The organism is Rhodococcus sp. SORGH_AS_0303 (assembly GCF_030819335.1).
In the GTDB taxonomy this organism is placed as follows: Bacteria; Actinomycetota; Actinomycetes; order Mycobacteriales; family Mycobacteriaceae; genus Rhodococcoides.
In genome coordinates, this window is the sequence record NZ_JAUTBO010000001.1 from 1,696,290 (window position 1) to 1,721,297 (window position 25,008).

The window sequence follows — 25,008 nt, forward strand, 5'->3', positions numbered from 1 at the left end:
GACCGGTCAGGCCGGAGCCGAGGCGGCGAGCACGCGCCGGAGTGCGAGGGCCAGCAGCGCCACCGCGACACCGGCCGCAACCATCGACCACAACGCCCAGCCGAAGCCGGTCAGCTCCGCGAGAGAGCCGAACGCGACGGGTGCCAGCAGCACCCCGATCCGGGCGATCAGCGACACCACTGTGAGGGCCGTGCCCGCGGTGATGCCGGGGAGTCGTCCGGCCAACCCGAACGCAGCCGGAAAGATCGGTGCCGCACCGAATCCCGCGACGGCGAACATCACCGGGGCGATCACGGGCGAACTCACCACGGGTGCCGCCAGGAACGCGGCCGCGATGAGCAGTGCGCCGCCCATCAGCACGGCGTGGCGTCCGACGCGGTCCACCACGGCGTCACCGACGAGGCGTCCGACGAACATCGCGGACGAGAAGGCCACGACGGTGAGACCCGCCAGTCCCGGCCCGGCCCCGAGATCGGTGGAGTAGATCGCACCCCAGGACTGCGGCACGTCCTCGACCAGGGCGCACACCAACACGAGCCCTCCGAGCGACGCCAGGGCGCCGGAGAACACGCGCCGTGGCCCTCGGCCGGACGGTCGAGGGACGGTGTCGGGCACGGCGCGTCCGTCGGGAACCAGCGAGCGGTGAGCCACCAGCGCGAGCGCCAGCAGGACCCCACCGACGAGAGCGAAGTGGACGAGCACGGCGAGTCCGATCCCGGCCGCGGCGGCGCCCGTGAGGCCGCCGGTGACGGCCCCTGCGCTCCACGCCGCGTGGAATCGGTTGAGAAGCGAACGCCGCCGGTTCTTCTCGACGATCACCCCCTGCGCGTTCATCGCCACGTCCATGACGGCGTCGGCCCCGCCCAGGACGGCGAGAGCGAGTGCCAGTGCCCACCACGTCCCGGCGAGTGCCGGGAGTACGAACGCCAGGCACAGCACCGTCGCGGAGAGCAGGACGACTCGGTGACTGCCGAGCCGCCGGATACCGACGGCGGCCAGGGGAGTGGCGAGAAGGCCGCCGGTGCCGACTCCCGCGAGCGCCAGACCGAGCACCGACGCGTCGAGTTCGAGAGCATCGCGGATCGCAGGCAGGCGCGGCGCCCAGTTACCGAGCACCGCACCGTTGACGAAGAAGATCGCCGCGACGGCCCACGGGGCACCGCCGACGGTCCTGCCGTCCGTCACAGAAAGGACGCCAGGACCTCGGAGCAGCCGGCCTCGATCTTCTGGGCGGCGAACTCGTCCCCGCGGGTGCGTCCTCGGTTGACGATGAACACCGGGATGTCGTTCTTCCACGCGTGCCGGACGAAGCGCAGTCCGGACATGACGGTGAGCGAGGACCCCAGCACCACGAGCGAGCGCGCGGCGTCGACCATGTCGTAGGCGCTCCGGACGCGCGGCTTGGGCACGCTCTCACCGAAGTAGACGATGTCGGGTTTGAGGATGCCGCCGCACACCTCGCATCCGACCATGCGGAAGTGGGCGGTGCTCTCGATGATCGCGTCGGCGTCCGGGGCGATCTCGACGCCGTCGGCACCGACGACGGACTCGATGAAGCCGGGATTGGCAGCGGTCAGACGTTCGTCGAGAGCCACGCGGGAGACGAGGCGATCACAGTCGAGGCAACGGACCCGGCCGTACACACCGTGCAGGTCGATCACCGAGCGGGAGCCGGCCTTGGTGTGCAGCATGTCGACGTTCTGCGTGATGACGCCGGAGACGGTACCCACGCGCTCGAGCTCGGCGAGGGCGCGGTGCCCGGCGTTGGGGCGGGTGGCGTCCATGTGGCGCCAGCCGACGTGGTTGCGAGCCCAGTAGTGACGTCGGAAATCGTCGTCGCCGATGAACTGCTGGAACGTCATCGGGTTGCGCGGCGGAGAGTCCGGGCCCCGGTAGTCGGGAATTCCCGAGTCCGTGGACATCCCGGCACCGGTCAGCGCGACGACGCGGCCGTCGGCCATCGCGTCCTGTAGAGAGAGGGCGCTGCGCGGCGACCGATCGAGAGAGCGTGGGGAAACCGAGGTCACGTCTCCAGAGTAGGTCGCCGCGCGGGCTGGGGTGGAGCGGCGGGGTGGGATGTCCGGTCGGCCCGTGGCGTCAGGCAGGAACCTCGATCAACGGGTAGACGCCGTTCTCGTCGTGACGCTCGTTGCCGACGACGGGCGGGTTGAACACGCACAGCATCCGCATGCGGGTCCGCGTCTCCACCGTGTGACGCTCGTGCCCGTTCAGCAGGTACATCGATCCCGGACCCAGGTCGTACGTCTCACCGGTCTCGCGGTCGGTGAGCGTGCCCTCGCCCTCGATGAGCCAGACGGCCTCGACGTGGTTGGCGTAATGGAAGTTGTTGACGGTGTTCGGCTCGATGGTGGTCTCGTGGAACGAGAACCCGACCTTGTCACCGCCCAGGACGATCCGCTTGGACCGCCACTGGCCGTCCTCGCTCGCGATGTCGCGCTCGGTTCCGGTGATGGCCTCGGTGGTGCGAACGATCATGTGGTCCTCCTCGTGCTGTGCGGACGTGCGGAACGCGATTCGGTCAGGAGCAGACGGTCGCGGTGGCGTCGGCCAGGATGCCGAGGCCGTGATCGAGATCCTCCTCGGTGATGGTGAGCGGCGGAAGCAGCTTCACCACCTCGTCGGAGGGTCCGGACGTCTCGGCGAGCAGGCCCTTGTCGTAGGCGAGCGCGGTGACCTTCGACGCCTTCTCCGCGTCGTCGAACACGAGACCCTGGACCATGCCGCGACCGCGGGTGCTCAGACCCTCGAAGCGGGCCGAGAGATCGATGAACGCGTCCTGGATCCGCTCGCCCTTGGCCAGGATCGACGCCTCGAACGCGCCGTCGGCCCAGTAGTGGTCGAGCGCGGCCTTGCTGGTGACGAAGGCCGGGCTGTTGCCGCGGAACGTGCCGTTGTGCTCGCCGGGACCCCAGACGTCGAGTTCCGGGCGCATGAGCGTCAGTGCCATCGGCATGCCGTAGCCGCCGATCGACTTCGACAGCGTGACGATGTCCGGCACGATGCCGGCGTCCTCGAAGGAGAAGAACGGCCCGGTGCGGCCGACGCCCATCTGCACGTCGTCCACGATGAGCAGGATGTCGCGGCGCTTCAGCAGATCTGCGAGCCCGCGCAGCCACTCGGCACGGGCGACGTTGACGCCGCCCTCACCCTGGACCGTCTCGACGATGACGGCCGCGGGGCGGTTGATGCCGCTTCCCGAGTCGTCCAGCACTCGTTCCATCCACTGGAAGTCGTCCGTGGCACCGCCGAAGTAGTTGTCGAACGGCATCGGGGTCGCGTGGACCAGCGGGATGCCGGCGCCGGCGCGCTTCATGGAGTTGCCGGTGACGGACAGAGCGCCGAGCGTCATGCCGTGGAACGCGTTCGTGAAGTTGATGACCGAGGAACGGCCGGTGACCTTTCGCGCCAATTTGAGCGCGGCTTCCACGGTGTTCGTTCCGGTGGGTCCGGGGAATTGCACCTTGTAATCCAACCCGCGGGGCTCGAGAATGCGCGTGGTGAACGACTCGAGGAATTCACGCTTCGCGACGGTGGACATGTCGAGACCGTGCGTGATGCCGTCCCGCATGATGTAGTCGACCAGTGCCTGCTTGAGCACGGGATTGTTGTGGCCGTAATTGAGCGCACCGGCTCCGGCGAAGAAGTCGAGGTAGCGACGGCCGTTCTCGTCGGTGATCCACGAACCCTGCGCGGTGTCGAACACTGCGGGCCACTGTCGGCTGTAGCTGCGGACCTGCGACTCGCGGGCCTCGAAGATGTCGGTGGTGGTGTCGGTCGGGGTGATGCTGGTGGTCATCGAGGTCCTTCGGGTGTGGTCGTCGGAAGTGTCGGCGAGCGTGCCGTCGAACGGGCCGACCGTGTAGAGGTCCTCCGGCTCGTGGCTGTCGGGAAAGTCGTTCGCTGCGAACAGATCTCGTCGGGTGATGGTGGTGTCGCGTCGTCGCGCCAAAGATGTGAAGAGGGCGATCGACGCGTCGTTGTCGGGGCTGATGGTGGTCTCGAGGAGGCGTGCTCCGCGTGGGGTGGTGCGGTCGACGAGGCCCTGCAGCATGCGCACGGCCAGGCCGTGCCCGCGCTGGTCGGAGTCGACCGCCACCTGCCAGACGAACAGGGTGTCGTCGGCGTCGGGACGGATGTATCCGGTGACGAAGCCGACCGGACGGTCGTCGGCGTCCACTGCCACGATCGAGGTGTCGGAGAAATCGCGGCACCACAGCACGTACGAGTAACTGGAATTGACGTCCAGTACTCGGGAGTCCCTCGCGATCTCCCACAATCGCGTCCCGTCGGCCACGCGTGGTGGGCGGAACGAGAAATCGATGTCGTCGGTCGGGGCGGCTCTCTGTAACACTGGCGTCATATTGCAGACGAACGTAACAAGGCTGACCGGACATGTCAGGCGCCCTCGTCGTCAGGCACGAGAATGGCACGCCTATCGCCAGTACGTTCGCCCCTTGTGAGTGTGGTCACACGACGATGCGTTCGCCGGCGACTCGGGGGCCTGCCGCGGCCCGCGGGAGGCGCGGGAACCCTCGCAGCGGCACCGCGGCGTGGGGCTGCTGTGACCAGTGTGAACAGGGTGATCAAGACTGAATGGTCTCGACGACGGTGAAATAAATGGTCAGAGCCCGGCGAGGCACCCACCGTTCCCGTTCGGTGATGGCTAATGTCCGGCACACTATGACTCCCACGGTCAGACTTCCCCGGCCCGCCCGACTGCGAGGCGCCGCTGCACGTGTCGGTGCAGCCAGCTCGACCCCCGTCGCGATGGTGCTCGCCGTTCTGCTCCCCACCGTGGCGGCCGGAGTGTTCTGGGTCACGCAGACCGATCGCCCCGCCACCACCGGCACCGTTTCCGTCGCCGCCACTGCGGGCGGGTCGACGACGGACCCGCTCGGGTCGAGTCGTGCCGCCCTGACCAACACGGTCCTGCCGCTGCAGATCCTGAGTGGCGGTATGGCCGAGCTGTCCGACGGCAGCGTGGAGCTGGACGACGGCGCTCACCAGATGTCCGACGGCCTGCACCAGGCCCGCGACGGCTCGGCCGAACTAGCCGACGGCATGACCCAGCTCCGAGCCGGCCTCTGGCAGCTCGGTGACGGCTCGTCGCAGGTGAGCGGAGGAGTGGATCGCGTGGTGGGTGCGCTCACCGGCGTCGGAGCCGCGCAGGGCCAGATCGAACTGATCGTTCAGCAGACTCTCGACTCGCTCGCCGCGTCCACCGATCCGGGCGCCGCCGCGTCCGCGGATCAGCTGCGGCCGGTCCTCGACCTGCTGCGCACCCAGGGACTGAACGCCGGGGTGATGACCGACCTGCAGACGCTGCGCGACGGTGCGCGCACCGTGGCGTACCAACTCGACGACCCGTCCTCGGAGTTCGTCGACGGCATGGTGCGTGCCACCGACGGATCCGCGCAGCTGCGCGACGGCCTCGTCCTGCTCGACGACGGCGGGGTACGCCTCGTCGACGGCACCACGCGCCTGGTCGGGGGAGTCGGCCCGATGGAGACCATGTTCTCCACCCTGCGCACCAACGTGGAGAAAGCGTCCACCTCGCTGCCGGCAGCAGAGCGGATCGAACCCGACCCGGCCGGCGGCGGTACCTCGTACGTGGTGCGGTCCGCCTCGGACGCGTGGCCGTACCTCGCGGCGGCGTTCGCGCTCGTCGCAGCAGCGCTCGTCGGATTCTTCGTCCCGCGCGCCCGCGCCGCGGTCCTGGGGGCGGTGGCCACCGCGTCGACGATGGTGCTGGCCCTGACGTTCGCCGACACCGGCGCGAGTCTCTCGGGCTCGATGGTCTCGACCGTCCTGATCGGAGTCTGGGTCGCCGCGGTGGCCACTGCGGCGCGTGCACTGCGCACCGCACTCGGAGCCGTCCGTGCCGGAGTGGTGCTCGGGGTCCTCGGGCTCGTCCAGGTGGTGCTCGGCGGGTTGGTCCTGCGCGGGGTCGGTGGTCTGCCCGACACGGTCGGACTCTTCACCCCCCTCGGCCAACTGGTCCGGTCGTTGGAGAACGCCGCCGCGGGCGGAAGCATCGTCACCTCGCTCGTGTCGGTGATCGCCGCACTGGTCACGGTGGCTGTATCGGTGGCCGTCCTGGCCGCGCATCGCACGATCGACGACGCGGAACCGGTCGACCACGGCGCCGATGCGGCTGTCGAGAACGACGCCGACGAGGCCGACCGAACCGAGGACGACAGCGTCTCGTCCTCCGTACGCTAGGACCACCGGCCGGACGATCCCGCGGCAGGAATACCTGTCGGCGCCGGGTGGGCGGAGGAGCGTGACGTGCTGCTCGACGGAGCCAACGCACTGATCTACGGGGGCGGCGGTGTCGTCGGGAGCCGGCTGGCCGTCGCCCTGGCCCGCGACGGAGCGCGCGTGCACCTCGCGGGCCGCTCCCGGACGAAGATGCAGCACGTCGTCGACATCATCCGCGCGGACGGTGGCCACGCCGAGGCGGCCGTCATCGACGTGCTGGACGAGGTCGACGTCGACGAGTACGTGGACGTCGTCGCCGCCTGCTCCGGGAGCATCGACGTGTCGATCGACGTCATCATCCCTGGCCGGGCGTCGCGTTCGACCCACTCCGAAGCGTCGGCGCGTCGGCTCGATCGCACCGAGGTCGCGGATCTCGAACGTCCGGTCCTGGACGCGCTGCGTGCCCACTTCATCACCGCGCGGGCGGCCGCACGGCACATGGTGTGCCAGCACTCCGGTCTCATCCTCGTTCCGCGCTGCCTGCCGACCGCAGGCGACGCGGGGCTGGACGCGTCGTCGCTGGCCTCCGTCGTCATCGATCGGCTCGCCGCGCAACTTGCCGGCGACCTGGTCGGCACCGGGGTGCGCGTCACCGCCGTCGACACCGATCCGACGTCGGCCGACGAGACGGCCCGACGGCTGGTGGCCGCGGCGTCAGACGGCGATACGTAGCGCCTCGACGAGATCCCGGTACAGGGTGTCGGTGTCGAGCAGCTCGCGGTGCGTTCCCTTCGACCGGACACGTCCGCGCTCGAGCACGAAGATGGTGTCCGCGTCGATGACCGTCGACAGGCGGTGCGCGATGGTCACCACGGCACCGTGCACCGACAGGTCGCGGATGGCGTCGTGGATGGCGGCCTCGGTGATGCCGTCCACCTGCGCGGTGGCCTCGTCCAACAGCAGGATGTCCGGTGGGCGGACGATGGCACGGGCCAACGCGATGCGCTGACGCTCGCCGCCCGAGACCGCCGAGTCGCGCAACTCGGTGGCGAGACCGGCCGGCAACAGCTCGATCTTCTCGGCCAGCCGCACGCGTTCGAGTGCCGCCCACAGCTCGGCGTCGGTCGCGTCCGGGTGGGTGAGCCGGAGATTGTCGGCGATCGTGCCCGGCAGTGTGGGTGTGGCCTGCTCGACGTAGCCGATGCGCGCGCGGATCTGACTGTGGGACAAGGCCGAGTACGGGACACCGTTCAGGGCGAGTTCGCCGTCCCGCGGTTCGAGGAAGCGCAGGATCAACGAGAACAGCGTCGTCTTGCCGGCGCCCGACGGCCCGACGACGGCGGTGTGGCCGCGCGACGGAATGCTCATGTCGATCGCGTTCACCGCGGCGCCCTCGTCGCCGTACCCGGCCGTGACCCGAGTGAGGGTGAGCGCCGAGACCTCCGCGCTCGCCGGCAGGTCCGCGACCGCGGTGGGCGCCTCCTTCTCGAGGTCCATCACCTGCACCTCACGAATGCGGGCCGCGGCGGCGATGCCGCGCTGCAGCTGCGAGACGTAGAGCGTGAGCTGGGCGACCGGGCCCACCAACTGGAACGCGTAGAGCAGGAACGCGACCAGGCTGGAGACGGCCAGCGCTCCCGAGCTCACCCGATACGCGCCCACGCCGAGCACCGCGATGATGGTGAGCTGGATCCCGGAACCGGTGATGGTCCACGCCCAGGCTTCGAGACGCACTGCCCGGATACCGTAGGACGCCGAGACGCGGGCCTCCTCGATGACCAGCTCGCTCGAACGACTCTCCGCCCGACTGGCCTTGACCGTGCGAACGGCGCGCAACGCGCCCTCCAGGATGCCGCCGAGCCGACCCATCGCCTCCTGTGCATTGCGTTGAGCGCGAGCCACCTTCGGCATGAGGAACCCGGCGGCGACACCGATGAGACCGATGCCGAGCAGAGCCGTCCCGAGGAGGGGGAGGTCGAGGGTCGCCATGAGCACGATGACACCCACGATCGCGATGCTGCCGTTGACGATCTCGACCAGCGCCCAGGACGACGCCTCGCGGAGCAGCATCGTGTCGGACGTGACCCGCGTGAGCATCTCGCCCGCGGGACGAGCGGTGACCGCCGGGATGGTGGCGCCGAAGAACCGCCGCACCATCGATGATCGCGCCTCGAGCACGACGCGTTCGGCCATGGTTCCCAGGAGCAGGCGTTGAGCCAGACCCACGATGATCCCCACGACGAGGAGCCCGACCAACAGGACGATGGCCGACCGCGTGGCGCCCGGGACGTCGAAGGAGTCCAACAGTCGTTTGGTGACCAGCGGAGTGGCCAGGGACGACGCGGTGACCAGCAGACCGAGAAGCAGACCGAACCGGAACAACCGGCGATGCGGGCGGATGAAGGTCCAGAGGAGGCGGAGATTGGGGAGCCGACCAGGTGCATCGGGAGTAGCTGTCGTCACCTCGTCACACTAGTCGCGCGCCGACAGACACCCCTTCTGTCCATCCTCGGCCTACCTGCCCGTCCCCGGCCTACCCGACCACCCGCGGCCGGCCTCCGGCCTACCCGCGACCGATCAACGCGAACGGAAGCACCGCATCGGCCCCCGCCTGCCGGAGCGCCCGCGCCGCCACGGTGAGCGTCCACCCGGTGTCGGTGGAGAGATCGAGCAGCAGGACGGGTCCGCGATGCGCCGTCAGATCGGGTGCCTCGAAGGCGTCCACCAATGAGGCGACGCGGAACGCGGAGTTCGCGCCCGAGACGGGCCGGGCATCGGGCCGACGGTGCAGAACGCCCAGTGGCTCCAGCCTGCCGACCCTCGCCAGACGCTCCCCGAGGTCGTTCAACAGCGCCGGTCGGGAGTCGCTCTCCATGACCATCAGCCCGGTGGGCCGCTCGTCCCACGTCCACTCTGCGAGGACCTTGATGCACGCGGCCTCCAGCCCGTCGGGTGCCGGACCGTCCTCGCCGTCCGTCAGCGCGCGCAGGCGTGGTCCCCACACCGGGTCGGTGAGGCGGCCGAGGATGCGGCCGGTCTCCGGGCCGTCGCTGATCTTCCCCGACAGCTCGACGCCGACCTTCTTCAGTCCTGTCGGCCACTGCTTGCGGATGGCGAGGTCCAGCCCGGGTCGATCGAGACGCCGCCGGGTCGACTCCACGTGATCGGCCGACACGTCCGCGGAGAGGTGCTGCCCGGTGCAGTTGTCGCAGCGCCCGCACCGGTCCGCCTCCGCATCCCCGGTGAGGGACGGATCGTCGAGTTGCCGGCGCAGGAACGCCATCCGGCACTCGTCGGTGCTCTGGTACTCGATCATCGCGCGCTGCTCGGACAGCCGTGCCTCGTCGAGTCGTTCGTAGCGCTCCCGGTCGTAGTGCCAGTGTTCCCCGGTACCGAGCCAACCGCCCTTGACCCGCCGGACGGCGCCGTCGACGTCGAGGACCTTGAGCACCATCTCGAGCCGAGTGCGTCCGAGCTCGACGAGCGGTTCGAGAGCCTGGGTGGACTGGGCGCGCTCGGTGTCCAGCACCTCGAGCACCCGACGTACGACGTGTTCGCGAGGGAAGGCGACGGACGCGAAGTAGCTCCAGATCTCCCGGTCCTCCGGACCGGGCAGGAGGACGACGTCGGCGCGCTCGGTGGCGCGTCCCGCGCGGCCCACCTGCTGGTAGTAGGAGATGGGCGACGACGGTGCACCCACGTGCACGACGAACCCCAGATCGGGTTTGTCGAAACCCATGCCCAACGCCGAGGTCGCGACGAGCGCCTTGACACGGTTCTGCAGCAGATCCTGTTCCGCCGCTTCGCGTTCCGTCGGATCGGTCTGGCCGGTGTAGGCGGCCACCTCCATTCCTCGATCGCGCAGCAGCGCCGCGAGGTCGTTGGCTCCCGCGACCGTCAGCGAGTAGACGATGCCCGAGCCGGGCAGGGTCTCGAGATGGTCGGCGAGCCAGGCGATGCGCGCCGTCGGATCGGGGATGGTGACCACGGACAGGTGCAGCGACTCGCGCTGGAGACCGCCACGCAGGACGGTGGTGTCGGCCCCGCCGACACCGAGCTGTGCCGCGACGTCCTCGACCACCCGATCGTTCGCGGTGGCCGTGGTGGCGAGAACGGGGACCCCCTCGCGCAACTCGGCGATGAGCGACCTGATGCGGCGATAGTCCGGCCGGAAGTCGTGACCCCAGTCGGAGACGCAGTGCGCTTCGTCCACCACGACGAGCCCCGCGTCCGCGGAGAGCGAGGGCAGCACCTGATCGCGGAAGTCCGGATTGTTCAGCCGCTCCGGGCTCACCAGCAGCACATCCAGTTCACCGGCCGCGACGCGTGCGTGGACGTCGTCCCACTCGGTGACGTTGCCCGAGTTGATGGTGGCGGCGGTGACCCCGGCGCGCTCGGCCGCAGCGACCTGGTTGCGCATGAGCGCGAGCAGAGGCGACACGATGACGGTCGGTCCGAGCCCCTGCTCGCGCAACAGGCGTGCGGCGATGAAGTACACGGCCGACTTTCCCCACCCGGTGCGCTGCACGACGAGTGCGCGTCGATGATGGACGACGAGCGCCTCGATCGCCGTCCACTGGTCCTCACGGAGAACGGCATCGGGGCCGGCGAGGTCGGTCAGCAGCTCCTGTGCGCGCTCACGGGTACTCATGCGTCACGCGTCCCGGCGAGAGCCCGGTCGACCTCGGTGACGGTGGGAGCCGAGGACCCCGCGCCGTCGCGCGTGGTGGCCACGGCCCCTGCCGCACACGCGCGCCGAACCGCGGCGGCGGGGCCGTCGCGCCACGCGGCGGCCAGCGTGCCGGCGAAGACGTCGCCGGCGCCCGTGGTGTCGACGGCCTCGACGGCGGGCGAGGGATGGGCGGTGACGACGCCGTCGGCGCTGCGATGGCGGGCACCGTCGGCCCCCAGCGTGGTGACCACGTGCGGAATGCGGGCGAGTGCGTCGACCCCCAGGGCGTTCTCCTCGTCGCGGTTGACGATCGCGACGTCGACGAGAACCAGCAGATCGTCGGAGAGCGGTTGCACCGGTGACGGATTGAGGAACACGAGCGTGCCGTTGGCCCGCGCGTGTCGCGCCGCCGCGACGACCGTCGCGACGGGCGTCTCGAGTTGGCACAGCAGGACGTCGGCTTCGGCGACGGCAGCCAGTTCCTCCGCCGTGAGCTCGGTCAGGGTCTCGTTGGCACCGCCCACGACGACGATGGAGTTCTCCGCGGCGTCGTCGACCGTGATGACCGCGACGCCACTCGCGCCCTCGACCTCGCGCAGCAGCGACGCGTCGACCTCGGCCCCGACGAGGGTCTCGCGCAGTTCGAGCGCGAAGGTGTCGGAGCCGACTGCTCCGACGAAGACCACCTCGGCGCCGGCCCGAGCGGCGGCGACCGCCTGATTGGCGCCCTTGCCGCCGGGGGAGGTGCGGAACGCGCTGCCGAGGACCGTCTCACCCGGTGCGGGCAGCGTGGGGGTGCGGGCGACGAGGTCCATGTTGATGCTGCCGACGATGGTGATGCGGGGACGTGCGGTGTCAGGATCGGCCATGGTGCACGACACTAACGGGTGGTTCGGACACCCGAGCCGTCTCGACGAGCGGGCGGCCAGTCCACGAACGACTTGCTCCGCGGCGGCGCGAACGTGCGCACCTTGGACGTGCGGAGACCCTGCCGGACCAGCCCCTCGGCGACGGTGATCGCCGCGGTCACCCCGTCGACGACGGGAACGTCGACCCTGGCCCGCACGGCGGCGTCGAGACCGGACATTCCGCCGCACCCCAGGACGATCACCTCGGCTCGGTCGTCGCGCACCGCGCGCTCCGCCTCGTCGACGACGGCGCGCACCGCCGCGTCGGGATCACGGTCGAGGTCGAGCACCCCGAGGCCGCTGGCGCGGACCGACGCGCAGCGGGTGTGCAGGCCCGCGACGAGCAGTCGGTCCTCGATCAGCGGGACCGTGCGATCGAGGGTGGTCACCACCGAGTACGAACGCCCCAGGAACATCGCGGTGCTCGCCGCGGCCTCGGTGATGTCGACGACGGGAACGTCGAGCAGCTCCTGCAGGCCCTCGCGGCCGTGCTCGCCGTAGCCGGCCTGCACGACGGCGTCGAACGGTTCCGCGTACGCGCGGACGGTCTCCATGACCGCGACGGCGGCGAGGTACGACTCGTAGTTGCCCTCCACCGACTCGGCCCCGAACGCCGGCGTCAGCGCGACCACGGTGGTGCCCGGCGACGCGATCTCGCGGGCGCGCGCACCGATGGCCTCGGTCATGGATCGCGTCGTGTTGACGTTGACGACGAGGATGCGCACGGCAGCTCCGGAGTTCGACGGGAACGGGGTTCGGCGTCGCTCAGAGTAGACCCGCTCCGCAGGCCGGAAGATATATCGCGAACTCGGTTACGTTGGCAGCGCACGAGCGTGAACCGAACGAGAGGACCGGACCCACACCATGGCCGAACTGTTCTGCAACGGAGGCGCCATGCGTGGCGGCAACCTGCACCACAACGTCTCCAGTCACACCTTCCTCGGCTCGGTGCGGACGGCGCCGAACTACCGGTTCTTCGCGGTGCGCGACGAGTTCCCCGGCCTGCTGCTGACCGAGACCGGTGGCGCCTCCATCGCCGGTGAGCTGTACGACGTCCCGATGGAGAACATCCGCACCGACTTCCTGCCGGAGGAGCCCGTCGAACTCGAACTCTCGGTCATCGAGCTCGCCGACGGACGGTCGGTGATGGCCGTGGTGCTGCGACCGGGCCTGGTCGACTCGCTGTCCGCCGAGCTCACCGAGATCACGGATCTCGGTGGGTGGCGTGCCTACCGCGGGCTTCCCGATCCGGACGAGACCGTCTCTGCGGGAGCATGAGTCGTGTCCGCCGCTGCTGACTTCCTCCTCTTTCCCGATCTCGCCTCGCGCGCTCTGGGCGGGTCGGTGAGCGCCGCCAACGACGAGTTGTTCGCGCAGCGCGAGAACCTGATCAAGCCGACGGCGCCGTTCTTCGATCCGTCGGAGTTCGGCCACAAGGGCAAGGTGTACGACGGCTGGGAGACCCGCCGCCGACGCGACGACGGGCACGACTGGGCTCTCGTGCGGCTGGGTGCGGCGGGCATCGTGCACGGCGTCGTCGTGGACACCGCGTTCTTCCGCGGCAACTATCCGCCGTTCGTGTCGGTCGAGGCCGCGTCCGTCGAGGGCTACCCCTCGGCCGAGGAACTGTCGACGGTGCAGTGGCACACCATCGTCGAGAAGTCGCGGGCCGACGGCGACACGGCGAATCTGTATCCCGTGACCGACACCCGTCGCTGGACCCACGTCCGGTTGTCGATCTATCCGGACGGGGGAGTGGCGCGGTTGCGGGTGCACGGCGAGGTGGTGCCCGACCCGCGGTTCCTGACCGGAACGGTCGATCTGCTGGCGGCGGAACACGGTGGGCGGCTCGTGGAGTGCTCGGACGCGTTCTACGCGTCTCCGGCCAACATCATCCTGCCCGGCCGTGCCCGGAACATGGGTGAGGGGTGGGAGAACTCGCGTCGGCGAGGCGGCGGAAACGACCACGCGACGTTCGCTCTCGGTGTCGCCGGGGTGCCGCGGCACGTGGAGGTGGACACGTCGTACTACGTCGGCAACGCCCCGGGCTGGGTGCGACTGAGCACCGTCGACGATCGGGTCGCCGACGTCGCGGATCCGTCCGCGTGGGCCGAGGTCCTGCCGCGTACGGCGGTCCAGCCCGACACGCGGCACCTGTTCCATCTCGACGGCGCCCCTGCCGCAACACATCTGCGCCTCGACGTCTACCCGGACGGGGGTCTGTCCCGGCTGCGGTTGTTCGGCGATCCGGACGAGCGTGGCCGCGTCGACGCGCGCGCCGCCTGGTGGGACGGGCTTCCCGCCGAACACCGCGCACTCCTCGCCGAGCAGGCCCCGGCATGAGCGCGTGGGATCTCGCGTTCCGCGCGCGCCGTGCGGTCGTGACCGCGGCCGACGGTTCCCGTACCGAGACGGCGTGCACGGTGGGGGTGCGGGACGGCCGCATCGTCGCCGTCGTGGGTCACGACGATCCCGTCGATGCGGACGTCGTCGTGGACCTGGCCGACGACGAGGTACTGCTCCCGGGTCTGGTGGACACCCACGTGCACGTGAACGAGCCCGGTCGCACCGAGTGGGAGGGTTTCGCGAGTGCGACGGCCGCCGCGGCCGCCGGGGGCATCACGACCCTGATCGACATGCCGCTCAACAGTATTCCGTCGACGGTCTCCACCGACGCACTCGACGTCAAACGAGCGGTGGCCGAGCCCGAGGCTCGCATCGACGTCGGCTTCTGGGGTGGCGCCGTACCCGGCAACGTCCCGGACCTGCGCGCGATGCACGAGGCCGGTGTCTTCGGCTTCAAGTGCTTCCTGCTGCACTCGGGTGTCGACGAGTTCCCGCCTCTCTCGCCCGACGAGCTCGAGGAGGCGATGCGGGAGATCGCCTCGTTCGACGGACTGCTGATCGTGCACGCCGAGGACGCGCAGATCATCGCCGACTCCGAGAACGCCGGCGGCCGGGACTACGCAGGTTTCCTGGCGTCGCGACCGCGCGCCGCGGAGAACACGGCCATCGCCGACGTGATCGCGGCGTCGCGGCGGACGGGATGCCGCGTCCACATCCTGCACCTGTCGAGTGCCGACGCCGTGCCGCTCGTGGCGGCGGCGAAGAAGGACGGTGTGCGGATCACTGCCGAGACCTGCCCGCACTACCTGTCGTTCGCGGCGGAGGAGATCGCGGACGGGGCGACCCAGTTCAAGTGCTGCCCGCCCATCAGGGAGGCCGACAACCGGGACGCGTTGTGGCAGGCGTTGTCCGACGGCGTGATCGACACGGTGGTCACCGATCACTCGCCGTGCACCACGGAGCTCAAGCGGTTCGACATCGGCGACTTCGGTGTCGCGTGGGGCGGCATCGCCTCGCTGCAGGTGTCCTTGGCCGCCGTGTGGTCCGAGGCCCGTCGGCGTGGGCACTCTCTCGCCGACGTCGTCGGGTGGATGTCCGCGGCGACGGCGGCTCAGGTCGGACTGGAGAGCAAGGGCGCGATCGCGGTGGGCAAGGACGCCGACCTGGCGGTGTTCGCACCGGACCAGGAGTTCGTGGTGCACGCGGAGGAACTGAGGCACAGGAATCCGGTGAGTGCGTACGACGACCGCACGGTGACGGGCTGTGTGCGCTCGACCTGGCTCGCCGGACGACGCATCGATTTCGACGGTCCACCGCAGGGAAGGCTGCTGACGCGCGGCTGATTGCAGATTGTTGACAATCGGACGATCGTCCTCGACAGTGAGGGCATGACTGCAGCAGCATTCGTGCCTCGAACAGCCGACGCCTCCACCAGTGCTCACACCGCTCGGCTGTCGCCCGCCCTGAAGCAGGCCACACCCATCGTCGTGGATCACGCGTCGGGAAGTTGGATCACCGGGACCGACGGGCGCCGCTACCTCGACTTCACCACGGGTATCGGCGTGACCAGCACCGGACACTGCCATCCGCGCGTGGTCGCGGCGGCGCGCGAGCAGGTCGGCAAGATCATCCACGCGCAGTACACGACCGTCATGCACACGCCTCTGCTCGAGTTGACCGAGAAGCTCGGCACCGTCCTGCCGGTCGGCCTGGACAGCGTGTTCTACGCCAACTCGGGGTCCGAGGCCGTCGAGGCGTCGATTCGTCTGGCGCGCATGGCCACCGGCCGCCCGAACATCATCGCGTTCCACGGCGGCTTCCACGGTCGCACCGTCGCCGCGGCGACACTCACCACAGCCGGGACCAAGTTCCGGTCCGGCTTCGCTCCGATGATGGGCGGCGTCCACATCGCGCCGTTCCCGTACGCGTTCCGATACGGCTGGGACCTCGACACCGCGGTGACCTTCGCCTTGCGCGAGCTCGACTACCTGCTGCAGACCGTGTCCGCCGTCGCCGACACCGCGGCGTTCATCATCGAGCCGGTCCTGGGCGACGGTGGTTACCTTCCCACCCCGCCGGCGTTCCTGGACGGACTCCGAGAGCGAGCCGATCGGCACGGCATCGTGCTCATCGTGGACGAGGTCCAGGCGGGAGTGGGCCGCACGGGGAAGTTCTGGGGTCACCAGTTCTCCGATTCCACCCCGGACGTTCTCATCACGGCCAAGGGTCTCGCCAGCGGCTTCCCGATCTCCGCGATCGCCGCCTCGACCGCCCTCATGAGTACCGCCCTGCCGGGATCGCAGGGCGGCACCTACGGCGGGAACGCGGTGGCCGCGGCGGCCGCCGTCGCCACGCTCGACGTGGTCGAGGACGAGGGCCTGGTGGAGAACGCCCGTCTGCGCGGGGAGCAGCTTCTCGGTGGACTGCGTGAGATCGCGGCTCGGCACGACGAGATCGGAGATGCCCGCGGGCTCGGTCTGATGGCGGCATTCGAGTTCGTCGACGACGCCGGGGACGCCGATCCGGGCGCCGCGCTCGCTCTGCAGAAGGCAGCTCTGGACCGCGATCTCCTGTTGTTGACGTGCGGTGCGCTGGGCAACGTGGTGCGCATCATCCCGCCCCTCGTGGTGACGCGGGACGAGGTCGAGCTGGGACTCGAGCGCATCGCGGAGGCGTGCGACGCGGCGCTGGGAGTTCGGTCGTGACGACGACGGTCGACCGACCCGTGCCGGTGGCCGATCGCAGCATTCTGATCGGTGGTCGATGGCGGGACGCGGTGGACGGCCGCACGTTCGACGTCGAGAACCCTGCCACCGGCGAGACCATCGCGCGCGTCGCCGACGGGGGGCCCGCCGACGCCGCTCTGGCGCTCGATGCCGCGAGCGCCGCCCAGTCTGCGTGGGCGGCGACGTCGCCGCGGGAGCGGAGCGTCGTGCTGCGCCGTGCGTTCGACCTCGTGGTCGAGCGGACGGAGGACCTCGCCGCCGTGATGACCGCCGAGATGGGCAAGCCGCTCGCCGAGGCGCGCGGCGAGGTCGCCTACGCAGCCGAGTTCCTTCGCTGGTTCTCCGAGGAGGCCGTCCGCATCGCCGGCGATCACACCCTGACCGGCGACGGGTCGACGCGCATGGTGGTCACACGAGTACCGGTGGGACCGTGTGTGCTGGTGACGCCCTGGAACTTTCCGCTTGCCATGGGTGCCCGCAAGATCGGGCCCGCTGTGGCCGCCGGATGCACCATGGTGTTCAAGCCGGCCGAACAGACACCGCTCACCTCGCTCGCTCTGGCCCGCATCTTTCAGGAGGCCGGACTGCCGGACGGCGTCCTCAACATCGTCACGACCTCGGACGCGGGTGGCGTCGTCGAACCGTGGTTGCGCAGCGGTGTGGCTCGGAAGCTGAGTTTCACGGGCTCCACCGCCGTCGGCAGGCTGTTGCTCGGCCAGGCGGCGTCCACCGTCATGCGGACGTCGATGGAACTGGGCGGGAACGCGCCCCTCGTCGTCTGTGCGGACGCCGATCTGGGGACGGCGCTCGACGGAGCCATGATCGCCAAGATGCGCAACATGGGGGAGGCCTGCACCGCCGCCAACCGGTTGTTCGTCCATCGGTCCGTCGTCGACACCTTCGCGGAGCAGCTGACCGCGCGGATGGCCGAGCTGACCGTGGGAGACGGTGCGCACGAGGGTGTCCGGGTCGGCCCGCTGATCGATGCGGAGGGCCGCGCGAAGGTGCAGCGCCTCGTCGACGACGCGGTGAGACGCGGGGCGCGAGTCCTGACCGGCGGTGCCACGCCGGAGGGGCCGGGATACTTCTACCCTCCGACGGTGCTGGTGGACGTTCCACCCGACGCCGAGATCGTGCACACCGAGATCTTCGGGCCGGTCGCCGCGATCATCACCTTCGACGACGAGGACGAGGTGGTGCGCATCGCCAACGACACCGAGTGGGGTCTCGTGGGCTACGTGTTCACTCGTGACGTCGACCGGGCCTTCGATCTGGGCGAGCGTCTCGAGGTGGGCATGGTCGGTCTCAACACCGGGCTGGTGTCCAACCCCGCGGCACCCTTCGGCGGGGTCAAGCAGTCCGGACTGGGACGTGAGGGCGGGCGTCTCGGCATCGACGAGTTCCTCGAGGTGAAGTACTTCGCCGTGCCGCGTCGGCCGGGGCGGACGCTGTGACGGCCACTCGACGGCTGACGCCTCTCGACGCCCGCACCACGTCGATCGTCATCGCGGACCAGTTGCGCGAACGCATCATCGACGGATCGTTCGCACCGGGGGAGCAGGTCCACGAGGCGACGGTCGCGACCGAACTCGCCGTCTCCCGCGGACCCGTTCGCGAGGCGCTGCAGCGGCTGAGTCAGGAGGGGCTGCTCGTCTCCTTCCGCAATCGCGGCGTCTTCGTCGTCGAGCTGGGTGAGTCCGACGTCGCCGAGATCTACCAGGCGCGCGCGGCCATCGAGATCGGTGCCGCGTTCACCGTTCTGCGGCGTGGTGACTCCGGACGCGTCGCGGACGCGTTGTCGCGCATCGTGGTCGAGATGCAGCCGGCCATCGACCGGGGCGACTGGCGGTCGGTGGCGGAGCGGGATCTCGCGTTCCACACCGCACTGGTCGCGGCGACGGGCAACAGCCGGATGGGCCGGATGTACGCGACGCTCGCCGCCGAGGCCCGCATCTGCATGGCCAACCTCGAGACCGCGTACCACCGGCCCGACGCGTTGATCGAGGAGCACACGCTGCTCGTCGATCTGCTGCGAGCGCAGGACTGGGCCCGGCTCGAACCTGCTCTGCGCGAACACATGGACACCGCCGTGCACGATCTGACGGCGTCGCTACGTGAGTCGGCGGAGACCGCGTAGTCACTCGCGCTGCGCCCGTGGGTGCGAGCACCTACGCTCGCTCCAGGAACCCGGATAACCTCGAAACTGTCAGGGGTACAGCATGATCGACACGATCAGTACGGCCGAACACAGCTCCCGCCTCGCTGCCGTGCGTGCCGTCATGGCCGAGCGGGGTCTCGCGGCGCTCATGATCACCGATCCGTCGAACATCTACTATCTGACGGCCTACAACGCCCTGTCGTTCTACACCCCGCAGGTGCTCTTCGTGCCGGCCGAGGGCGACATGCTGTTCTTCGCCCGCGCCATGGACGCGCACGGCGCCTCACGCACGTCGTGGCTTCCCGACGACCAGGTGTTCGGCTATCCGGAGACCCTGGTCCAACGGCCGGACACCCATCCCTTCGTCTGGGTGGCCGACACGCTGCGCGGACTGAGCCTGGTCTCGAACTTCGAGCACGGCCAGGTGGGGCTCGAGATGGACTCCTACTACTTCAGCCCGAAGGCGTTCGAAGCACTCGTGAAGTGCCTGCCGGAGTACCGGTTCGTCGATTCGCGTGAGCTGGTGAACTGGGTGCGGTCGGTGAAGTCGGACACCGAGATCGAGCTGATGCGCGGGGCGGCGGCGATCTGCGAGAGCGCCATGGCGACCGCGATGGACGCGATCGCCGTCGGTGTGCGCCAGTGCGACGCCGCCGCGGCGATCTCCGCGGCGCAGGTGCGCGGCACGGACGACTTCGGCGGCGACCACCCGGCCATCGTTCCGATGCTGCCCACCGGTGAGGGTGCGGACACCCCGCATCTCACCTGGACCGACCGGCCGTTCCGGGACGGGGAGTCGACCGTGGTGGAACTGACCGGGGTGTTCCGCCGCTACCACGTCCCGATGGCGCGGACGGTCTCGCTCGGGCGACCGGACCCGCGCATGGCCGGTCTCGCCGCCGCCACCGACGACGCACTCGGAGCCGTGCTCGCGGAGATGAGGCCCGGAGTGCAGACCAGTGACCTCGCGGCGACGTGGAACCGTGAACTGGGCCGGGCGGGATTTCACAAGCCTTCCCGCATCGGGTACTCGATCGGCATCGCGTACGCGCCGGACTGGGGCGAGCGCACCATCAGCCTGCGCAGCGACGACGCCACGATCCTGCAGCGCAACATGACGTTCCACGTCATCGGCGGTATGTGGCTCGACGGTTACGGATACGAGGTGTCCGAGTCAGTGGTGGTCACCGACACCGGTATCGACACCTTCACCGCCTACCCGCGATGCCTGACAGTCAAGGAGTGACGGACATGCACGCACAGACGTACGAGACGACCACGCTTCCGTGGGCGCTGCGCACCGATCACCTCGTCGGGTCGATGATCGACTCGTCGACCTCGCTGCTCGCCGCGCAGAAGCACGACATCGTGCGCTTCGCCATGGGATCGCCCGCCGCCGAGGCGGTTCCGCACGCGGCGATGGCGGAGATCGCGGGCCGGGTCCTGACCGCAGATGCCTTCGACTACGGTGCGACAGAGGGTGATCCGGCTCTGATCGAGCAGCTGGTGGCCTTCTGCGACGCCTTCGGTGAACCGACGTCTCCCGATCGGTTGGTCATCACGTCGGGTGGCATGCAGGGGCTCGATCTCGCGTGCACGCTGTTCGTCGACCCCGGCGATCTGGTGATCGTCGAGAGCCCGACGTACACGAACGGCACCGCGACCGTGCTCAGCTACGGTGGCGACATCCTCGAGGCGCCGATGGATTCCGACGGGCTGATCGTCGAGGCGCTTCCCGAGTCGGTCGCCCGCGCGGGCCGACTGCCCACGATGATCTACACCATCCCGACGTTCCAGAATCCGTCCGGGACGACCATGTCGCTGCCGCGCCGACTGGCGCTCCTGGAACTCGCCCGCGAGTGGGGCGCCGTGGTGCTCGACGACGACCCCTACGGCCACCTCCGCTTCCAGGGAGATCCGGTTCCGAGCCTGCGAGCGCTCGCTCCCGACGACCCGCTCGTGTTCTCCGTACGCACGTTCTCGAAGCTCATCGCCCCCGGTCTGCGCGTCGGGTGGGTGGACGCGGACCCCGCCGCTCGCCGGTTGATCATCAACGCGAAGCAGGCGATGGACACGTGCACCAACGTGCCGAACCAGCGGATCGTGGCCGAGTTCCTGCGACAGGGACTGCTCACCGAGCACCTGGCGTCCCTCGCGGACATCTACCTGCCCCGCAAGATCGCGATGCAGACGAGCCTGGAGCGGCACCTCGGTGGGAGGGTGCGCACCACCGATCCCGAGGGCGGTTTCTTCCTGTGGGTCACGCTGGTGGGTGACGACGCCGCTGTGGACACGCGGCGGCTGTTCGAGATCGCACTCGCGCACGGTGTCGCCTTCATCCCGGGTCCGGCGCTGTCCGCGAACGGCCTCTTCGGCGATGCGATGCGACTGTGCTTCGCGTCCTCGACGCCCGAGCGCATCGACGTCGGGGTGCAGCGGTTGGCGGGTGCGCTGGACGCGGCCCGAGCCGAACTGTGACGGCGGCCGACCTCCAGCAGGATCGCGCGTCGACCGACGTCGCGACGGTCGAGCGGATCACGAGAGCGCTGATCGACGCCGGTCCCGACGAGTCCGCCGTGGTGGCCGAGATCTGCCGCATCGCAGAGAGTCTCGGTCTGCAGACCGTCGTCACCGACGCGTCGCCGGGGCGGCCGAACGTCGAGGTGGTCCTTCCCGGCGAGCCCGGCCCGGGCCTGCTGTTCCTCGGGCACTCGGACGTGGTGCCCGCCGGGGAGGGCTGGAGCGGGAACCCGTTCCGCTCGCGGGTGCACGACGGTCGGATCGTGGGACGCGGCGCCTGCGACATGAAAGGTGGTCTCGCCGCGGTACTCGCCGCGATGGGGTCACTGGCCCGGCGCGGTGTGGTCCCGGCGCGCACCGTGACACTCGCCTGCGTGGTGGACGAGGAGGACACGGGCCTGGGCATCCGGGCATGGGTGTCCGACCGTACCGACCAGACCGGCCGGCCTCCGGCCTTCAGGGTCGATGACGGCCGGCCTCCGGCCTTCACGGGATGCGTCGTGGCGGAACCCACGGCCGGCACCGTGATCGTCGGGTGCCGCGGAGCGGCGAACATCGTGCTCACCGTCACCGGTCGGAGCGCGCATGCCGGCCGGCCCGAGAACGGTCGCAGTGCCGTGGTCGCGGCGGCCCGCGTCGTGGGCGAGATCGACGGGCTGCACGCGGAACTGGCCACCGTGCCGCACCCGGTGCTCGGCGCCGCGTCGTGGAACGTCGGCCGGATCGACGGTGGGACCGGACCGTCGATCGTCGCGGGCCGCTGCCGGCTGGAGATCGATCGTCGCCTGCTGCCGGACGACGACGTGGACGCCGTCGTCGCGGACCTGCTCCGCCGGGCCCGCCTCGTCACGGATCTGGACGTCGACGCGTACGTCGAGATGGAGATGCCGGGATTCCTCACCGACGAGTCGAGCCCGCTCGTCGAGTCGGCGCTGGCGGCGCTGCGCTCCACGGGTGCGCCGGACCCGTCGACCGCGGTGTGGACGGCGTCCTGCGACGGGGGGTTCGTGGCCCGTGACCTCGGAGTGCCCACCATCGTGCTGGGTCCCGGTGATCTCGAGGCGCAGGCCCATCAGCCCGACGAGTCCGTGGACCTGCTCGAGGTCGCTCGCCTCTCCCGGGCCTACGCTCGACTGATGACGGAGCAGCGACCGTGAGCCCCTCCCGCACGAACGGCGGAGCGAGGCCGATCATCACCGTCCTGCACGACGGGCTCCTTCCCGACCGGGTGCAGGAACTCGACACCTCGTACGAGGTGCGGCATGCCACCGCCGACACGTTCGGCGATGCGGTCGACGGCGCGCAGGCGGTCCTGCTGTGGGACTTCTTCTCGTCGGCGCTCCGGGACCAGTGGTCGCGCTGCTCCGCACTCGAATGGGTGCACGTCGCCGCAGCAGGGGTGGACAAGCTGTTGTTCGACGACCTCGCGGCGTCCGACGTCGTGGTGACCAACGCGCGCGGGGTGTTCGACGTGCCGATCGCCGAGTTCGTGCTCGCGTCCGTGCTCGCTCTGGCGAAGGACGTGCGCGGCACCGTCGAACTCGGCCGGCAGGCGCGATGGTTGCGCCGGGAGACCGAGAACATCGCGGGGCGTCGAGCTCTGGTGATCGGCACGGGCAGTATCGGCCGGGCGACGGCGCGCATGTTGCGTGCCGTCGGTATGGACGTCTCCGGGGTCGGACGGAGCGCTCGTGCGGGTGATGCGGATTTCGGAACCGTCCACGCCAGTGCGGATCTCGCGTCGGTGGTGCCCGGCGCCGACTACCTCGTTCTCATCGCACCGCTGACACCGTCGACACGGGGCATGGTCGGCCGCGACGTGCTCGCGGCGGCCGATCCCGGGGTGCGCGTGATCAACGTGGGTCGTGGCGAACTGCTGGACACCGACGCGCTGGTCGACGCTCTGCGCGGCGGCCACGTCGGGGGAGCTGCCCTCGACGTGTTCGACACCGAGCCGCTGCCACCCGAGCACGTGCTGTGGACCCTCGACCACGTGCTGCTGACCGCACACATGAGCGGTGACACCGTGGGGTGGCGCGACCGGCTCTACTCCGGTTTCGCCGAGAATGCCGAACTATTCGCGGCCGGCCGACCGCTGCGCAACGTCGTCGACAAGTCCCTCGGGTTCGTCGCCGGGTGACCCGGTGACCGCGGGCGTCCGGTCGTATCCCTTGCGGTCGTAGATCGCGATCACCAGAGCGCCGAGGACCAGGCCGATGACGAGCCCGAGCAGCGTCATGCCGAGTCCGTGGGCGAGACCCGAGTTCCAGCGTGAGTCGAAGTAGAGGATCGAGCGCACGGCGAGATACACCTGATGCATCGGTTCGAATTGCGCGAGCCACCCGAAGAGCGCAGGTGACGCTTGGATCGGGATCGTGGCGCCGGCGGACGGCAGTCCCAGGATCACGAAGACGACGAGGTTGAGGATCAGCCCCGGAGTGCCGAAGATCGACAGCACCGACACCGCGGTGATCCCGACGGCCGAGATCGCCAGCACTCCGAAGAGCCACAGGCCCAGCGCATTCGGGATCGGCATGCCCAGTGCGGTGGCGATCGCGACGTAGAGACCGGACACCACGAACCCGATCACCACCATCGTCAGCCATTTCGCGGCGAGCACGCGCAGGCGACTGTCGGTGGATCGGCGACGCTGCAGGAAGGTGGGGCCGAACTCGAGCGGCACGAAGCCGAGTGCGCCGTCGACGAGGGCGCTGGCGATCATCGCGCCGGTGAAGCCGGCGAGCACGAGCAGCAGGGCGTAGTAGAAGGCGGACAGCCCGAGCCCCGTGCCGTCCGGAAGTGGGTCGTAGGGAGTGACGACGATGTCGACCGGCGCAGCCAGTGTGAGGGCCGCGGCCCCGGAGAGGGTGGCGCCCGCGGGCAGTGCCTCGGTCACTTGCGTCGTGAGTCGTTCTCCCAGAGTGCCGTTCGCGGAGTCGAGCGCCGTGTCGCCGATGGTGGTCATGAGGGAGGACCCGAGTGTGCCGGCACGCGGATTGGTCATGATCGTCACGATGGGTCGCTCGATGTCGCCCGCCACGACGGAGCCCTGCGTCAGGATCGACACTCGTTTGGTGAAGTCGCTCGGCACGACGATCGCGCCGTAGACGTCGCCGTTCGCGAGGAGGTTCTGCGCCTCCGCGATACCGACCTGCTTCAGATCGATCTTCTCCGCGTCGATGCCGTCCGCGATGCCCTGGCCGATCTGCTGCCCCAGGTTCGCCTGCTCACCGTTCGGCAGCACGTCGCCCTCGTCGCTGACCACCAGTGCCACCGGGAAGTGGCGGAGGTTCTCCTTGGGGTCGAGGATGCCGCCGAGGTACAGCGCCGCGAGCAGCGACATGACGACGGAGACCGCGACGACCGGCAGCACCCAGGTGGTGGGGCGCCGGAATGCGGGCGCAGCGGCTTCGGGGGACATGGCGGGCCTTCCGTCGGCAAGTTCTCGGTGACCGA

The 25,008-nt window shown here is 69.8% G+C and carries 21 protein-coding genes and 1 pseudogene; 12 read left to right on the forward strand and 10 right to left on the reverse strand.

From position 1 onward, the window contains the following. Positions 1-6 precede the first annotated feature (6 nt). The 5 genes and pseudogenes from QE449_RS08010 to ectA form a co-directional block, all read right to left on the reverse strand. Complete coding sequence (locus QE449_RS08010; protein ID WP_307108601.1) at positions 7-1,185, reverse strand: MFS transporter; 1,179 nt, start codon at positions 1,183-1,185, stop codon at positions 7-9. Further along, positions 1,182-1,961, reverse strand: a complete 780-nt coding sequence (locus QE449_RS08015; protein ID WP_027505673.1) for a Sir2 family NAD-dependent protein deacetylase — start codon at positions 1,959-1,961, stop codon at positions 1,182-1,184. The genes QE449_RS08010 and QE449_RS08015 overlap by 4 nt, the downstream gene beginning before the upstream one ends. A 136-nt stretch (positions 1,962-2,097) precedes the next feature. Next, a complete protein-coding gene (locus QE449_RS08020; RefSeq protein ID WP_027505674.1) occupies positions 2,098-2,496 on the reverse strand; it encodes an ectoine synthase in 399 nt (132 codons plus the stop codon). Between the two features lie 43 nt (positions 2,497-2,539). Continuing rightward, a complete protein-coding gene (gene ectB / locus QE449_RS08025) occupies positions 2,540-3,817 on the reverse strand; it encodes a diaminobutyrate--2-oxoglutarate transaminase (RefSeq protein WP_027505675.1) in 1,278 nt (425 codons plus the stop codon). 60 nt (positions 3,818-3,877) lie between these two features. Then, positions 3,878-4,381, reverse strand: a pseudogene (gene ectA, locus QE449_RS08030) (diaminobutyrate acetyltransferase); the annotation flags it as partial. 320 nt (positions 4,382-4,701) lie between these two features. On the opposite strand from ectA, the gene QE449_RS08035 reads away from it, so the two are divergent. Then, the gene (locus QE449_RS08035; protein WP_197027783.1) at positions 4,702-6,243 is read left to right on the forward strand and encodes a hypothetical protein; all 1,542 of its coding nucleotides are present in this window, start codon (positions 4,702-4,704) and stop codon (positions 6,241-6,243) included. A gap of 66 nt (positions 6,244-6,309) precedes the next feature. Continuing rightward, entirely contained in the window at positions 6,310-6,954 is a 645-nt protein-coding gene (locus QE449_RS08040; RefSeq protein WP_051613342.1) for an SDR family oxidoreductase, read from the forward strand. On the opposite strand, the gene QE449_RS08045 is transcribed toward QE449_RS08040, so the two are convergent. From QE449_RS08045 to QE449_RS08060, 4 genes are all read right to left on the reverse strand, one after another. Then, positions 6,937-8,685 (reverse strand): ABC transporter ATP-binding protein, encoded by a 1,749-nt coding sequence (locus QE449_RS08045; RefSeq protein ID WP_027505676.1) that lies wholly within the window; start codon positions 8,683-8,685, stop codon positions 6,937-6,939. The genes QE449_RS08040 and QE449_RS08045 overlap by 18 nt on opposite strands. A gap of 100 nt (positions 8,686-8,785) precedes the next feature. Beyond that, positions 8,786-10,873 (reverse strand): RecQ family ATP-dependent DNA helicase, encoded by a 2,088-nt coding sequence (locus QE449_RS08050; protein ID WP_027505677.1) that lies wholly within the window; start codon positions 10,871-10,873, stop codon positions 8,786-8,788. After that, positions 10,870-11,763: a PfkB family carbohydrate kinase gene (locus QE449_RS08055; RefSeq protein ID WP_027505678.1), complete on the reverse strand. Its 894-nt coding sequence runs from the start codon at positions 11,761-11,763 to the stop codon at positions 10,870-10,872. The genes QE449_RS08050 and QE449_RS08055 overlap by 4 nt, the downstream gene beginning before the upstream one ends. Before the next feature lie 11 nt (positions 11,764-11,774). Further along, positions 11,775-12,527: an aspartate/glutamate racemase family protein gene (locus QE449_RS08060; RefSeq protein WP_027505679.1), complete on the reverse strand. Its 753-nt coding sequence runs from the start codon at positions 12,525-12,527 to the stop codon at positions 11,775-11,777. Positions 12,528-12,666: 139 nt separating this feature from the next. Between QE449_RS08060 and QE449_RS08065 the strand changes: the two genes are divergently transcribed. From QE449_RS08065 to QE449_RS08110, 10 genes are all read left to right on the forward strand, one after another. After that, positions 12,667-13,080, forward strand: coding sequence for a gamma-glutamylcyclotransferase (locus QE449_RS08065; RefSeq protein ID WP_027505680.1), 414 nt, complete (start codon positions 12,667-12,669; stop codon positions 13,078-13,080). A gap of 3 nt (positions 13,081-13,083) precedes the next feature. Then, positions 13,084-14,145 carry an allantoicase gene (gene alc / locus QE449_RS08070; RefSeq protein WP_307108602.1) on the forward strand — a complete coding sequence of 354 codons (1,062 nt, stop codon included), beginning with the start codon at positions 13,084-13,086 and terminating at the stop codon, positions 14,143-14,145. Continuing rightward, the gene (gene allB, locus QE449_RS08075) at positions 14,142-15,491 is read left to right on the forward strand and encodes an allantoinase AllB (protein ID WP_027505682.1); all 1,350 of its coding nucleotides are present in this window, start codon (positions 14,142-14,144) and stop codon (positions 15,489-15,491) included. Before alc ends, allB begins: the two co-directional genes overlap by 4 nt. Positions 15,492-15,536: 45 nt before the next feature. After that, on the forward strand, positions 15,537-16,853 hold the full coding sequence (locus tag QE449_RS08080) for an aspartate aminotransferase family protein (RefSeq protein ID WP_285185681.1): 1,317 nt from the start codon (positions 15,537-15,539) through the stop codon (positions 16,851-16,853). After that, positions 16,850-18,328: an NAD-dependent succinate-semialdehyde dehydrogenase gene (locus tag QE449_RS08085; protein WP_051613385.1), complete on the forward strand. Its 1,479-nt coding sequence runs from the start codon at positions 16,850-16,852 to the stop codon at positions 18,326-18,328. The genes QE449_RS08080 and QE449_RS08085 overlap by 4 nt, the downstream gene beginning before the upstream one ends. Continuing rightward, positions 18,325-19,011: a GntR family transcriptional regulator gene (locus QE449_RS08090; RefSeq protein WP_231476313.1), complete on the forward strand. Its 687-nt coding sequence runs from the start codon at positions 18,325-18,327 to the stop codon at positions 19,009-19,011. The genes QE449_RS08085 and QE449_RS08090 overlap by 4 nt, the downstream gene beginning before the upstream one ends. A gap of 82 nt (positions 19,012-19,093) precedes the next feature. Then, positions 19,094-20,278 carry a Xaa-Pro peptidase family protein gene (locus tag QE449_RS08095; RefSeq protein ID WP_027505686.1) on the forward strand — a complete coding sequence of 395 codons (1,185 nt, stop codon included), beginning with the start codon at positions 19,094-19,096 and terminating at the stop codon, positions 20,276-20,278. A 5-nt stretch (positions 20,279-20,283) separates the two neighbouring features. Then, the gene (locus QE449_RS08100) at positions 20,284-21,510 is read left to right on the forward strand and encodes a PLP-dependent aminotransferase family protein (RefSeq protein WP_027505687.1); all 1,227 of its coding nucleotides are present in this window, start codon (positions 20,284-20,286) and stop codon (positions 21,508-21,510) included. Continuing rightward, the gene (locus QE449_RS08105; RefSeq protein ID WP_307108603.1) at positions 21,507-22,709 is read left to right on the forward strand and encodes a M20 family metallopeptidase; all 1,203 of its coding nucleotides are present in this window, start codon (positions 21,507-21,509) and stop codon (positions 22,707-22,709) included. Before QE449_RS08100 ends, QE449_RS08105 begins: the two co-directional genes overlap by 4 nt. Then, on the forward strand, positions 22,706-23,692 hold the full coding sequence (locus tag QE449_RS08110; RefSeq protein ID WP_307108604.1) for a D-2-hydroxyacid dehydrogenase: 987 nt from the start codon (positions 22,706-22,708) through the stop codon (positions 23,690-23,692). The genes QE449_RS08105 and QE449_RS08110 overlap by 4 nt, the downstream gene beginning before the upstream one ends. Here QE449_RS08110 and QE449_RS08115 read toward each other — a convergent pair. After that, on the reverse strand, positions 23,627-24,973 hold the full coding sequence (locus QE449_RS08115; protein WP_222649340.1) for a DUF3533 domain-containing protein: 1,347 nt from the start codon (positions 24,971-24,973) through the stop codon (positions 23,627-23,629). The genes QE449_RS08110 and QE449_RS08115 overlap by 66 nt on opposite strands. Positions 24,974-25,008: the final 35 nt, after the last annotated feature.